At 71.3% G+C, this 13,361-nt stretch carries 12 protein-coding genes; 8 read left to right on the top strand and 4 right to left on the bottom strand.

Annotated elements, in window-relative coordinates; translation table 11 throughout:
* Positions 1-103: 103 nt before the first annotated feature.
* From ACBY01_RS07495 to ACBY01_RS07470, 6 genes are all read left to right on the top strand, one after another.
* Positions 104-2,614 (top strand): helicase-related protein, encoded by a 2,511-nt coding sequence (locus ACBY01_RS07495; protein ID WP_416460183.1) that lies wholly within the window; start codon positions 104-106, stop codon positions 2,612-2,614.
* 25 nt (positions 2,615-2,639) lie between these two features.
* A complete protein-coding gene (locus ACBY01_RS07490; RefSeq protein WP_416460244.1) occupies positions 2,640-2,930 on the top strand; it encodes an RNA-binding S4 domain-containing protein in 291 nt (96 codons plus the stop codon).
* A gap of 36 nt (positions 2,931-2,966) precedes the next feature.
* Entirely contained in the window at positions 2,967-3,308 is a 342-nt protein-coding gene (gene fdxA / locus ACBY01_RS07485; RefSeq protein WP_416460182.1) for a ferredoxin FdxA, read from the top strand.
* Between the two features lie 249 nt (positions 3,309-3,557).
* Positions 3,558-4,091 (top strand): CarD family transcriptional regulator, encoded by a 534-nt coding sequence (locus ACBY01_RS07480; RefSeq protein WP_416460181.1) that lies wholly within the window; start codon positions 3,558-3,560, stop codon positions 4,089-4,091.
* Positions 4,092-4,204: 113 nt separating this feature from the next.
* Positions 4,205-4,906, top strand: coding sequence for a GIN domain-containing protein (locus ACBY01_RS07475; RefSeq protein WP_416460180.1), 702 nt, complete (start codon positions 4,205-4,207; stop codon positions 4,904-4,906).
* A gap of 34 nt (positions 4,907-4,940) precedes the next feature.
* Entirely contained in the window at positions 4,941-5,654 is a 714-nt protein-coding gene (locus ACBY01_RS07470; protein WP_416460179.1) for a GIN domain-containing protein, read from the top strand.
* A gap of 3 nt (positions 5,655-5,657) precedes the next feature.
* Here ACBY01_RS07470 and pdeM read toward each other — a convergent pair whose 3' ends face one another.
* Positions 5,658-6,320 carry a ligase-associated DNA damage response endonuclease PdeM gene (gene pdeM, locus ACBY01_RS07465; RefSeq protein WP_416460178.1) on the bottom strand — a complete coding sequence of 221 codons (663 nt, stop codon included), beginning with the start codon at positions 6,318-6,320 and terminating at the stop codon, positions 5,658-5,660.
* A 134-nt stretch (positions 6,321-6,454) separates the two neighbouring features.
* On the opposite strand from pdeM, the gene nhaA reads away from it, so the two are divergent.
* On the top strand, positions 6,455-7,843 hold the full coding sequence (gene nhaA / locus ACBY01_RS07460; RefSeq protein WP_416460177.1) for a Na+/H+ antiporter NhaA: 1,389 nt from the start codon (positions 6,455-6,457) through the stop codon (positions 7,841-7,843).
* A 126-nt stretch (positions 7,844-7,969) separates the two neighbouring features.
* Here nhaA and ACBY01_RS07455 read toward each other — a convergent pair whose 3' ends face one another.
* The gene (locus tag ACBY01_RS07455) at positions 7,970-10,390 is read right to left on the bottom strand and encodes a ligase-associated DNA damage response DEXH box helicase (RefSeq protein WP_416460176.1); all 2,421 of its coding nucleotides are present in this window, start codon (positions 10,388-10,390) and stop codon (positions 7,970-7,972) included.
* Positions 10,391-10,429: 39 nt separating this feature from the next.
* Positions 10,430-10,615, bottom strand: coding sequence for a hypothetical protein (locus tag ACBY01_RS07450; RefSeq protein WP_416460175.1), 186 nt, complete (start codon positions 10,613-10,615; stop codon positions 10,430-10,432).
* 94 nt (positions 10,616-10,709) lie between these two features.
* Here ACBY01_RS07450 and ACBY01_RS07445 point away from each other — a divergent pair, with 94 nt between their 5' ends.
* Positions 10,710-11,708, top strand: coding sequence for a ligase-associated DNA damage response exonuclease (locus ACBY01_RS07445; protein ID WP_416460174.1), 999 nt, complete (start codon positions 10,710-10,712; stop codon positions 11,706-11,708).
* 144 nt (positions 11,709-11,852) lie between these two features.
* On the opposite strand, the gene rpoN is transcribed toward ACBY01_RS07445, so the two are convergent.
* A complete protein-coding gene (rpoN, locus tag ACBY01_RS07440) occupies positions 11,853-13,349 on the bottom strand; it encodes an RNA polymerase factor sigma-54 (RefSeq protein ID WP_416460173.1) in 1,497 nt (498 codons plus the stop codon).
* Positions 13,350-13,361: the final 12 nt, after the last annotated feature.

Below are 13,361 nucleotides of genomic sequence, written 5' to 3'. Positions count from 1 at the left end.
GAGGACGCCGCCTGTGGAACGAGATCCCAGCCTGCGCTGGGATGACGGGAGGGCGCCCGTGCCCTTGCACTTCGCCGCGCCAGCGCCGATGTTTCGCTGCGATATGAGCCAGTTCGCGCGTAGCCCGCTCACCGCCGTGCTGGGGCCCACCAACACCGGCAAGACTCATCTCGCGATCGAGCGGATGTGCGGCCATGCCTCGGGGATGATCGGCTTCCCGCTGCGGCTGCTCGCGCGCGAGGTCTACGACCGGGTGGTGGCGATGAAGGGCGCGCACCAAGTCGCGCTCATCACCGGCGAGGAGCGGATCGTCCCGCCCGGCGCGCGCTGGTTCCTGTGCACCGCCGAGAGCATGCCGCTCGACCGCGAGGTAGCGTTCGTGGCGCTCGACGAGGCGCAGCTCGGCGCCGATCCCGAGCGCGGCCACGTCTTCACCGACCGGCTGCTGCGCGCGCGGGGACGCGAGGAGACGATGATCCTGGGGTCGGAGGCGCTGCGGCCGATGGTGCGCGCGCTGGTGCCCGATGCCGAGATCCTCAACCGGCCGCGCTTCTCCACCCTCTCCTATGCCGGCGCGCGCAAGCTGTCGCGGCTGCCGCGGCGCTGCGCGATCGTCGCCTTCTCCGCCGAGGAGGTCTATGCCGTGGCCGAGGCGATCCGCCGGATGCGGGGCGGCGCCGCGGTGGTGATGGGGGCGCTTTCCCCGCGCACCCGCAATGCCCAGGTCGAGATGTTCCAGTCGGGCGAGGTCGACTATCTGGTCGCCACCGACGCGATCGGCATGGGGCTCAACATGGATGTCGCGCATGTCGCCTTCGCCTCGCTGCGCAAGTTCGACGGACGGCGCCAGCGGCGGCTGACGATCTCCGAGATGGCGCAGATCGCCGGGCGTGCGGGCCGCCACCAGCGCGACGGCACCTTCGGTGCGTTGAGCGAGGAAGGGCCGAGCGCCTTCACGCCCGAGGAGGTGATGGCGATCGAGGCGCATGCCGTGCCGCCGCTCGAGCAGCTCTATTGGCGCGAGGGTCGCCCCAGCCTCGCCAGCATCGACGCGCTGATCGAGAGCCTCGAGCGCCGGCCCGACCACCCCGCGCTGCGCGCCGCGCCGCAGGCGGTCGACCTGGCAGTGCTCAAGCGGCTCGCCGAGGAGGATTGGGTGCGCGCCCGCACGCGCGGCCCGGCGATGGTCGCGCGGCTGTGGGCGGCATGCGGTCTGCCCGATTTCCGCAAGCTCGGCGCCGATCCGCACGCGCGCTTCGTCGGCCGCATCTTCCAGCATCTGAGCGAAGGCAGGGGCCACCTTCCCCACCAATGGTTCGCCGACGAGATCGCGCGGCTCGATAATGTCGGCGGCGATGTCGAGACCATCGCCGGGCGCATCGCCGCGGCGCGGAGCTGGGCCTATATCGCCCACCGCGCCGACTGGCTCGCCGAGCCCGCGCACTGGGCCGACCGTACCCGCGCGATCGAGGAACGGCTGTCGGATGCGCTGCACGACCGGCTGCGCCAGCGCTTCGTCGATCAGCGCACCACCGTGCTGCTGCGCCGCATCGGCGCCGACGCCAGCAACCTGCCGGTCGAAATCGGCGCCGATGGCGAGGTCAGCGTCGACGCGCATGTGCTGGGGCGGCTCGAAGGCTTCCGCTTCCACGTCGCACCCGAGGCGCGCGTCGCCGACAAGCGGCTGCTGATCTCGGCCGCGGAAAAGGGGCTGGCCGGCGAGCTGCGCCGGCGCGGTGCGGCGCTGGCGCAAGCGCCCGACACGGCGTTCGCGCTGGATGCCGAACCCGGCGCCAAGCCGGCGATCCGCTGGAACGGCCTGCCCGTCGCCACGCTGGCGAGCGGTCCGACGCTCGACCGGCCGCTGGTGAAACTCGACCGCAGCCTCGACTGCCTCGACCGCGCAGCCCAGACGGCGGTGCGCGAGCGGATCGGAGGCTGGCTCGCCGACGAGGTGGCGCGACGCGCGCCGGTGCTCGCCCGGCTCGCCGCGCTGTCGCGCGATCCGGCGGCGAGCGCACCGCTGCGCGCGGTCGCCGCCGCGCTCGCCGAGGTCGGCGGCATCACGCCGCGCGACCCGCTCGGCGCGATGCTCGACTCGCTCGCGCCCGAGGATCGCCGCCAGCTGCGCCGGACCGGGGTGACGGTCGGAACGCTCGACCTGTTCGACGCGCGGCTGTTCCGCCCGGCCGCCGCCCGCTGGCGCGCGGCGCTGCTCGCGGCGCGCGACGGCCGCCCGGTCGAGCCGCTCGCGCCCACCGCCGCGACGGTCCTGCCCGGCGACACCCGCGCCTGGGGGTTCCGCCGGCTAGGGGCGCAGGCGGTGCGCGTCGACCTGGTCGAGCGCATCGCCCGCGCCGCGCACGACGCGCGCGAGGGGCACAAGCCGTTCGCGCCCGACCCCGCGCTCGCCACCTCGATCGGGCTGCAGGCGGAAACGATCGCACGGCTGATGGCGCGGCTGGGCTTCCGCAGCGCCAAGCCCGAGGGCGAGCAGCCGCGCTGGGCGTGGCGGGGCCGCCCCCGCCCGGCCCCGGCCCGCCCCGCGCCGACGGTGCCGCGCCCTGGCAACGCCTTCGCCGCGCTCGCCGAGCTGGACCTGCACCGTGGCTGATCCGACGCCCGCCGGCGCCGAGTCGATGCGGCTCGACCGCTTCCTGTGGTTCGCGCGGCTGGCCAAGACGCGCAGCGCCGCGCAGGCGCTTGCCGAGGGCGGGTTCCTGCGGATCGACGGGCGCCGGATCGACCGCGCGCACTGCCCGGTGCGGCCCGGCGCGGTGGTCGCCTTTCCCCGCAACGGGCGGGTGCTGGTGCTGCGCGTGCAGGCGCTTCCCAGGCGCCGCGGACCGCCCGCCGAGGCGGCCGAGAGCTACCAGTTGCTGGAACCGGCCCCGGCCGTGCCCGTTGACGGAGCGGTGCCGCCCGCATAACGCGTCCCCGTCCGAACCCCTGGAGCCGTTCCCCCAATGACCTACGTCGTCACCGACGCCTGCATCCGCTGCAAGTACATGGACTGCGTCGAGGTGTGTCCGGTGGATTGTTTCTACGAGGGCGAGAACATGCTCGTCATCAATCCGTCCGAATGCATCGACTGCGGCGTGTGCGAACCGGAATGCCCGGCGGAGGCGATCCTGCCCGACACCGAAAGCGGGCTGGAACAGTGGATGGAGCTCAACACGACCTTCTCCGCGCAGTGGCCCAACGTCACCCGCAAGATGGACCAGACCCCGCCCGACGCCGACGCGATGAAGGGCGTGGAGGGCAAGTACGACAAGTTCTTCTCGCCCGAGCCCGGCGCCGGCGACTGAGCCCGCGCGGCGGCTGCGCCGCCGTCCCATCCGGATTTTCCCCGATCGCGGGCCCGCTTTTCGCGAGTCCGGCAACTCGCCGCTGGCATTTTTGCTGCGGCGATGCTATATAGTTGCGCGACGGGGGCATTCGCTGCCCACCGGCTGGAGACGCACCCTCAAGTATTGCCCCAGCCCGACGCGGACCGGCCCTGAGCCCCTCCTTGTTTCGGCGCCACCCCGGGGCGAACCGTACACGAAAGGCTACCAATGGCTGCCAAGGCGCTGTCCTTTGATGTCGGCGATTATGTCGTTTATCCCAAGCACGGCGTCGGCCGTGTCATCGAGCTCCAGAAACAGGAAATCGCGGGCATGCAGCTGGAGCTGTACGTGCTCCGCTTCGAAAAGGAGCGCATGACGCTCCGCGTGCCGACCAACAAGGCCGAGAGCGTCGGCATGCGCAAGCTGTCGTCGGACAAGACGCTGCGTGAGGCGCTCGACACGCTGAAGGGCAAGCCCAAGGTCAAGCGCACCATGTGGTCGCGCCGCGCCCAGGAATACGAAGCGAAGATCAACTCGGGCGACCTGGTGTCGATCGCCGAGGTGGTCCGCGACCTGTTCCGTGCCGACGACCAGCCCGAGCAGAGCTATTCCGAGCGGCAGATCTTCGAGGCGGCGGCCAGCCGTCTCGCGCGCGAGCTGGCGGCGATGGAAGAGGTCGAGGAGCCCAAGGCGCTCGACAAGATCCTCGACATCCTGCGTGCGGCCGCCGCGATCTACAACAAGGAGAAGACCGCGGCCTGACCCGCGGCTTCCTCGACGGACTTGGAAAAGGGCGGTCAAAAGGCCGCCCTTTTTCGTTGCTGCACCGCAACAATGCCCCTATCGGGCCGCCGACACTGGATCGGGGGTTTCGAATGGCGTGGCGGGTATCCCTGATCTCTCTGGCGGTGGTCGCATGCTCGGCGGGCGGCCCAGGCAACTCGTCCGCCCCCGGCACGACGAAGCGCTTCGCGGCGCGCGACTTCACCTCGGTCGCGCTTGACGGGCCCGACGAGGTCGAGGTCCACACCGGCAGCGACTTCGCGGTGGAGGCGCAGGGCGCCCCGGCGACGCTCGACCGGCTGGAAGTGCGCCGCGCCGGCGAGACGCTGCGGATCGCGCGCAAGCCCCACCAGGGCTGGTGGCCCTCGACCGAGACCGCGGTCGTGCGCGTCCGGATGCCGGCGATCCACGCCGCCGCCGCCGCCGGTTCGGGCGCGGTGATGCTCGACCGCGCCGAGGAGTTCGAGGGGACCGCCAGCGGATCGGGCGACCTCACCGCCGGCATGCTGGAAGGCAGGCGTGCGACGCTGACCAACACGGGATCGGGCACGATCGCCGCCGCGGGTACGGTGGGGATGCTGGTTGCGTCGACCAGCGGATCGGGCGACATCGCCGCCGCCGAGCTCCACGCCGACCGGGCGTCGGTGGTCCTGGCGGGATCGGGGGAGATCGCCGCCCACGTCGCCGGGGCCGCGTCGGTCGCGCTCCACGGCGCGGGCACCGTCGACCTGGGGCCGATGGCGCGCTGCACGGCGGTCCGGCGGAGTACGGGAACGCTACGCTGCGGCGATTGATCGGCATGCTTGCCAAGCCCGATCCGCGGGTGCGATGCAGGCCGTCATGCCGATCCTGCCGCTCCCGCTCGTCCTGACCGGCGCCGCGCCCGCCCCCGTGCTTCAGGCGGCCCCGGCCCGCACCGTCATGCTCACCGCGTTCGACCGGCTGCGCGTGACCGGGCCCTATGCCGTCGAGGTGGTGACGGGCGGCCGCACGGGCGCGGAGTTGCGGGGCGACCGCCGCGACACCGAGGGCGTCGTGGTACAGGTCAACTCGGGCGTGCTGACGATCCGCTCTGCCCCCACGACCCGCGACGGGTTCGCCGCCCGCGGCGGTCCGGTGACGATCCGCATTACCACCGCGGCAGCGTTGCAGAGTGTCGCCGCGACCGGTGGCGGACGAACCTCGATCGATCGTCTCGCCGGCCCGCGGGTCGAGGCGCTGCTCACCGGCTCGGGAACGCTGACGGCATCGGCGGTCGCGGCCGAGCAGCTCGTCGGCACGCTGGTCGGGACCGGCACGCTGACGCTCGGTGGCACCGCGCGACAGGCGCGACTGTCGTCAAGCGGATCGGGCACGTTCGATGCCGCCGGGCTGGACGCCCGCGAGCTGGTGGTCCGCAGCGAGGGCGCCGGCACCGGCCGCTTCCGCGCGCGCCTCACCGCCGACGTCACCGCCAACGGCGCGGGCAGCGTCGAGGTGGAGGGCACGCCCAAGTGCCAGCTGCGGGGCACCGCGACGATCCGCTGCGGCGCGGAGCGCTAAGCCTCAGGCGGCGACGGGGAAGCGCAGCAGCCGGTCCTCCAGCGCGACCAGCGCTTGCGCACCCCTGCCGACGGCGCGGACGATCTCGGGATGGTGCGGTTCGAGTCCGCCGGTCAGCGATCCGAACGCCGGCAGCACCAGCTTGGTCGGAGTCGCGACGAAACAGCGCCGCGCGATCGTGCGGCCGCGCACCGTCACCCGCAGCTTGGGGTGGAAATGCCCCGACAGCTCCGGGCGGGTCTCGGCCGGATCGGCCTCGTGGCGCAGCACCAGCCCGTCGACTTCCGCCTCCTCCAGCACCGCGCCGCCGCACGGATCGGCGAAGCCGGCGTCGTGGTTGCCGGTGATCCAGGTCCAGCGGCAGCCGGCGGTGAGCGCGCGCAGCCGCGCCTGCGCCGCCGACGGCAGCCGTGCGCAGCCCTGCGGATCGTGGAAGCTGTCTCCCAGGCACCACAGCTCCGCCGGCGCCACCCGCGCCACCACCGCCTCCAGCGCGTCGAGCGTCGCCAGCGAGTCGTAGGGCGGCAGCATCTGCCCGAACTGCGCGAACCAGCTCGCCTTCTCGAAGTGCAGGTCGGCGACCAGCAACGCGCGGCGCGCGGGCCAGTAGAGCGCCCCCGCGGTCAGTGCGACCAGCTCGTGCCCCGCGAACGAAAAGCGAACCATGCCCGCGCTATGCCCCGCCGCGCCCGCCGCCGCAAGCGGCGCTGCGTGCGGGCATCCGGCCGTTTTTCAACGGCTTCCGCCCTGCCCGTCGCCGGGCTGGGGAACGAACCCCGTTCTCCCGCGTCCCTCCGCCGATGGCAATCAGGCCCCGCCTCGCCGGAAAGGCGCATGCGCGCGCGCATCAGTCGATCGCGGCGCGTGCGTTTCTCGACCGCGTCGCCCCGTTTTTCGCGGGCAGCGAGATCTCCGGCGGGCCGATGCTCATCGCGACGATCGTCGCACTCGTCTGCACCAGCACCAGCCTGGTGCCGGGCTGGGAGCGCTTCTGGGACACGCAGCTGCGGCTCGAATTCGGCCACGCCCGCGTGCATCAGAGCCTGGCCGAATGGATCGACCAGGCGCTGCTGCCGCTGTTCTTCATCATCATCGGCACCGACGTGAAGCGCGAACTGGTCAAGGGCGAGCTGTCCGAGTGGCGCACCGCCGCCTTCCCGCTGTTCGGCTCGATCGGCGGGATGGTGGTGCCGGTGGCACTGTTCTTCGCGATCGGCGGTGGCGGTGCGGGGGCCGCCGGCTGGGGGGCGGTGGTCACCAGCGACACCGCCTTCGGCCTGGCGCTGATGGCGATGTTCGCCGGCAGCCTTCCGGCGGGGGTCCGCGCGCTGTTGCTGGCGTTCGCGGCGATCGACGATCTGGGCGGTTTGCTGGTGATCGCCTTCGCCTACTCGCACGGCTTCGATCCCACTGGGCTGGCGGTCGCGGGCGGCGCCTTCGCCGCGATGCTGGCGCTGCGGCGACTGCGCTGGGTTTCATCGCTGCCCTATGTCCTGCTGGCGATGCTGGTGTGGGCCGGCATCTTCGAATCGGGAGTTCACGCCACGATCGCCGGAGTGGTGGTCGGGTTGGTCGCCCCCGTCGCCCCGCGGCTCGACGAGGAGCGCTTCGCCGCGCGCGTGCAGGATCGCGTCGACCGCTTCCAGCGCGCCTATCGCGAGCGGCAGGCGGTCGCCGACGATCCCCAGGCGGAAGAGACGGCGCAGCACCGGGTCGAGAAGCATCTCGGCTATCTCGACGAGATGACCTCCGCCACCGACGTTACCGGCGAGCGGCTGGTGGGGCTGCTCAATCCCTGGGTCAGCTATCTGGTGCTGCCGCTGTTCGTGATGAGCAACGTGCGCATCCATCTGAGCGGCGAGCTGATCGCCGAATCGCTCGGCTCGACGCTGGCGCTGGGCGTCGCCGCCGGGCTGGCGCTCGGCAAGCCGCTCGGCTTCCTCACCTTCTCCGCGCTCGGCACCCGGCTGGGCCTCGCCGCGCTGCCGGAGCGGGTGACCTGGGGGATGATCGTCGCGGTCGGCGCGCTCGCGGGCATCGGCTTCACCCTCTCGCTGTTCGTTGCCGGCCTCGCCTTCGGCGAAGGCGCGCTCCGCGAGGAAGCGTCGCTGGCGGTGCTCTGCGCCTCGGCACTCGCGGGGACGGCGGGGTATTTCCTGCTGCGCTGGCAGGCGCGCAAGCAGGAGTAGGCTGGCCTACCACTCCTCCGTCATCCCAGCGGAAGCTGGGATCTCGTGCCGCAGCCTCCGTCCTGGCGGCACGAGATCCTGACTTTCGTCAGGATGACGGCGGGGCGCTGTGGGGGCACCCTGCCGTCAATCCAGCCGCATCGCCTCCGCCGCCAGCGCCTCGGCCTCGGTGAGCAGCGCGTCGTCGGCGCTGCCCTGCGGCACCTGCTCGCGGCCGATCAGCACCATCACCGGCACTGCCAGCGGGCTGATCCGCTCCAGCGGCACGTGGAGCATGCGCGCCTGCGCCGTCTCCAGCAGCGTCGCCAGCCGGCCCACGTCGGTCATCCGCGCGCGCGCGTCCTCCCACGCCGCCTGGAGCAGCAGATGGCTCGGCTCGTATTTGCGCAGCACGTCGTAGATCAGGTCGGTCGAGAAGGTGACCTGCTTGCCCGACTTGCGCTTGCCGGGATGCTGACGCTCGACCAGCCCGCCGATCACCGCCACCTCGCGGAATGCGCGCTTGAGCAGGTTGGAGCCCTGCACCCATTCGACGAACTCGTGTTCGAGGATGTCGGGCGAGAACAGCGCCGCAGGGTCGTCGATCGGCTCCAGCCCGTAGCAGGCGAGCGCATAGTCGTTGGAGACGAAGCCGATCGGCTTCAGCCCCATCGCCTCCATCCGCCGCGTGACAAGCATGCCGAGCGACTGGTGCGCGTTCCACCCTTCGAAGCTGTAGGCGACCATGTAGTGGCGCCCGTCATGGGGGAAGGTCTCGACCAGCAGCTGGCCGGGCTCGGGCAGGCGCGATCGGCGGCCCTGGATCTCCAGCCACTCGCGCACGTCGTCCGGAAATCGCGGCCATTGCGACCGATCGTGCAGGAAGCTGCGCACGCGCTGGGCGAGGTTGGTCGACAGCGCCATGCGCGTGCCGACATAGGTGGGGATGCGCGCCGGCCGGCTGGTCGCGCGCACGATCAGGTCGGTGAGCTCGATCCGCTCGACCTCCAGGCTCAGCCCGGCGAAGAAGAAGGTGTCGCCGGTCGACAGCGTGGAGGCGAAATACTCCTCCACCGTTCCCAGCTTGCGCCCGTTGCGGAAGCGCACGTCGAGCGTCGGCGCGTCGACGATGATGCCGGCGTTGAGGCGATGCTGCTGCACGAAGCGCGGGTGGCTGACCCGCCACAGCCCGTCGGCGCCCTTCGTCAGCCGCTTGAACCGGTCGTAGGCGCGCAGCGCATACCCCCCTTCCGCGATATAGTGGAGCACGCGTTCGAACGTCTCCGCGTCGAGCGCGGAATAGGGCAATGCTGCGCGCACCTCGTGCAGCATATCCGCAGCATCGAAGGGCTCGGCACAGGCGCAGGCCATCAGATGCTGCGCGAGCACATCGAGCGCGCCGGGGCGGAACAGCTCGGCATCGAGCTCCCCCGCCTCCACGGCATCGAGCGCAGCGCGCGCCTCGAGATATTCGAAGCGGTTGCCCGGCACGAGCACCGCCTCGGAGGGTTCATCGAGTCGGTGGTTGGCGCGGCCGATCCGCTGGAGCAGGCGCGACGAGCCCTTGGGCGCGCCCATCTGGATCACGCAATCGACATTGCCCCAGTCGACGCCTAGGTCGAGGCTGGCGGTCGCGACCAGTGCGCGCAGCCGGCCGTCGGCCATCGCCTGCTCGACCTTTCGCCGCGCCTCCACCGCCAGGCTGCCGTGGTGGACGCCGATCGGCAGGCCCTTCTCGTTCGACTTCCACAGGTCCTGGAAGATCAGCTCGGCCAGGCTGCGGGTGTTGCAGAAGACGATGGTGGTGGCATGGGCCTCGATTTCGGCCATCACCTGGGGCGCAGCATAGCGGCCCGAGTGGCCGGACCAGGGGATGCGCCCCTCCGGCAGCAGGATGTCGATGCGGGGATCGGCGCCGGGGTCGCCCTGGACCAGCGTCACCGCGTCGATGTCGCCGTGCGGAGCGAGCCAGGCGCGATAGTCGTCGGGATCGGCCACCGTCGCCGATAGCGCGACTCGGCGCAGCGCCGGGTTGAGCCGCTGCAGCCGCGCGAGGCCGAGCGCGAGCAGGTCGCCGCGCTTGCCCGCGGCAAAGGCATGGACCTCGTCGATCACCACTGTGCGCAATTGCCCGAGCAGCCGGCCGGCATCGGGGTAGGACAGCAGCAGGCTGAGCGATTCGGGTGTCGTCAGCAGGACGTGCGGCGGCTTGACCCGCTGACGCGCCTTGCGATCGGAGGGCGTGTCGCCGGTGCGCGTCTCGACCCGGATGTCGAGACCCATTTCGGCAATGGGGTTGAGCAGGTTGCGCTGCACATCGACCGCCAGCGCCTTCAGCGGCGAGATATAAAGCGTGTGCAGCCCCTCCTCCGGCGTCTCGGCCAGTTCGGCGAGCGTCGGCAGGAAGCCCGCGAGCGTCTTGCCCGCACCGGTGGGGGCGACCAGCAGCGCGTGGCGGCCGGCGCGCGCGGCGGCGAGCATCTCGCACTGGTGACGGCGCGGCGACCAGCCGCGCTCGGCAAACCAGCGGGTGATCGGATCGGGAAGGTCGGGAACGACGGGACTCACGCTAGGGATGTGGCGATCCGCCGCCCCGTTCGAAAGGGATCAGCGCGCGTCCCTCTCGCGGTCAATCCGGTCCTGCTCGTCGTAGAGTTCGGCGGTGGCGCGCTCGCTCTCCGCGTCGCGGCGGCGCGAGACGCGATTGTTGAGCACCGCCCAGACGATCACCGCCAACAGCACGATCGGCCCGATGATCGTCAGCAGGCCCCACAGGCTCGTTCCGTCCGCCATCGCTCGCTCTCCTCTACCGCAGGCCTTGTAAACGATGCGGGGTGCGGCTTCGATCCATCGCGGCTCCGCAGCGCCGCTCGTGCGTTGGGCCGACATGGCCCGACTTGCCGAATGGATCGAACCCAAGCCGCAAGGCATCTACCTGCCGCACGCCGATGCGTGGATCGACCCGTCCGAGCCGGTGCCGCGCGCGCTGGTGACGCACGGCCATGCCGATCACGCCCGCGGCGGGCATCAGCGCGTGTGGGCGACGCCCGAGACGCTGGCGATCATGGACGCGCGCTACGGTACGCAGACCGGCACGCCGGTCGGCTATGGCGAGACGATCCGGCTGGGCGACATCCAGGTGTCGTTCGTGCCCGCCGGCCATGTACTGGGATCGGCGCAGATCCTGCTGGAGCATCGCGGCGAGCGGGTGGTGGTGTCGGGCGACTACAAGCGCCGCCCCGATCCCACCTGCACGCCGTTCGAGCCGGTCGCCTGCGACGTGTTCGTGACCGAGGCGACCTTCGGCCTGCCGGTGTTCCGCCATCCCGAGACCCGCGACGAGATCGACAAGCTGCTCGCCGCCTTGCGCGCCGAGCCCGAGCGCTGCGTGCTGGTCGGCGCCTATGCGCTCGGCAAGGCGCAGCGAGTGATCGCCGAGGCACGCGCGATGGGGCACGAGGAGCCCATCTACCTCCACGGCGCGCTCCAGCGGCTATGCGACCTCTATGTCGCGCATGGCGTTCACCTGGGCGAGCTGCGTCCGGTCGCCGGGGCGAGCAAGGCGGAAATGGCGGGGAAGATCATCCTCGCGCCGCCCTCGGCGCTCAACGACCGCTGGTCGCGCCGCCTGCCCGATCCCATCACGGCGATGGCCTCGGGCTGGATGCGGGTCCGCCAGCGCGCCCGCCAGCGCAACGTCGAGCTGCCGATCATCCTCTCCGACCACGCCGACTGGGATGAGCTCACCCGCACGATCGAGGAGATCGCGCCGCAGGAGGTCTGGGTGACCCACGGCCGCGAGGATGCGCTGGTCCACTGGTGCAGCATGCGGCAGATCCGCGCGAGGGCGCTCGACCTGGTGGGGTATGAGGACGAGGACGATTGAGGGTGCGAAAATCGGCATGAGGCCGCTCCCGGATTCGTCATCCTGACGGACGTCAGGATCCATTGCCGCAGCGGTCGCGAACCTCTCGGGCGTTGCGCGTCTGGATGCTGACTTGCGTCAGCATGACGGTAGGGAGAGGGTGTCTTACGCCCCCTGCAGCGCCTTCTGCCGCCGCCGCTGCACCGACGAACCGATCCCCATCGCCTCGCGATATTTCGCCACCGTGCGCCGGGCGATGTCGAAGCCCTTGGCGTTGAGCAGCTCGACCAGCGTGTCGTCGGACAGAATCTTGCGCGGATCCTCCGCCGCGATCAGCGTCTTGATCGCGTTCTTCACCGCGGCGGCGGACACCGCTTCGCCGCCGTCGGCGGACTGGATCGCCGAGGTGAAGAAATATTTCAGCTCGAACAGCCCGCGCGCGCAGCTGAGATATTTGTTCGAGGTCACCCGGCTGACGGTCGATTCGTGCATCTCGATCGCCTCCGCAACCTGGCGCAGCGTCAGCGGGCGGAGGTGCGCGACGCCCTTGCGGAAAAAGCCTTCCTGCTGCTTGACGATCTCGGCGGCGACCTTGACGATCGTGCGCTGGCGCTGGTCGAGCGCCTTCACCAGCCAGTTGGCGCTGGCGAGGCATTCGGACAGCCAGGCGCGCGACCCCTTGTCCTGCCGCCCGCCGGCCAGCTCGACGTAATAAGCGCGGTTGACCAGCAGCCGCGGCAGCGTCGCGCCGTTGATCTCGACCGCCCATCCCGCTCCGCGCGGCGCGACGAACAGGTCGGGCACCACCGCCGGCGCGCGTTCCCCGCCGAAGCGGCAGCCAGGCTTGGGATCGTAGCCGCGTAGTTCGCGGATCATGTCGGCCAGATCCTCGTCGTCGACGTCGCACAGCCGCTTGAGCTGGGGCAGCGCGCCGCGCGCGACCAGATCGAGATTGTCGATCAGCCGCGCCATGCACGGATCGTAGCGGTCCGCTTCCCTGGCCTGGAGCGCCAGACATTCGGCAAGGCTGCGCGCGCCGACCCCGGTCGGGTCGAAGGTCTGGATGGTCGCAAGCACCGCCTCGACCTCCACCAGCGGCACGCCGAGCCGATTGGCGACGTCGAGCAGCGAACCGGTCAGATAGCCGCACTCGTCGATGCGGTCGATCAGCTGCTGCGCGAGGAACAGCGCCGACCCCGACAGCACCGCCCCCGCTTGGGCGAGCAGATGGTCGGCGAGCGAGGGACCGTCGGCGGCGAGCCCGTCGAAGTCGAGCGCATCCTCGGGCAGCGCCGAGCCGCTCGCGCCGCTCGCCCCCAGGCCACCGTCGAGCCCGCCGATCGAATCGCCCGGCCCGTCGTCGATGAAGGCGTCGGCGGCAAGGTCGACGTCGAGCGCCTCGCCGCTCGCTTCGCCGACCAGCACCAGCTCGTCGGCGCCGGCAGGCTCGTCGCGGACGACCGCGGACTCCTCGGGAGCGACATCCTCGCCGCCGCCCTCATCACCGCCGGCTTCGAGCAGCGGATTGCGCTCGATCTCCTCGGCAAGCACGCCTTCGATTTCGAGGTTGGAGAGCGCGAGCAGGCGGATCGCCTGCTGCAGCTGCGGCGTCATCACCAGCGACTGCGACTGGCGAAGATCGAGGCGGGGCGCGAGCGACATCAGCCGCGCCGC

Source organism: Sphingomonas mangrovi, from assembly GCF_047975845.1.
In the GTDB taxonomy this organism is placed as follows: domain Bacteria; phylum Pseudomonadota; class Alphaproteobacteria; order Sphingomonadales; family Sphingomonadaceae; genus Sphingomonas.
The sequence above is the reverse complement of the archived record's forward strand: the minus strand, read 5'-3'. Positions and strand labels throughout refer to the sequence as shown.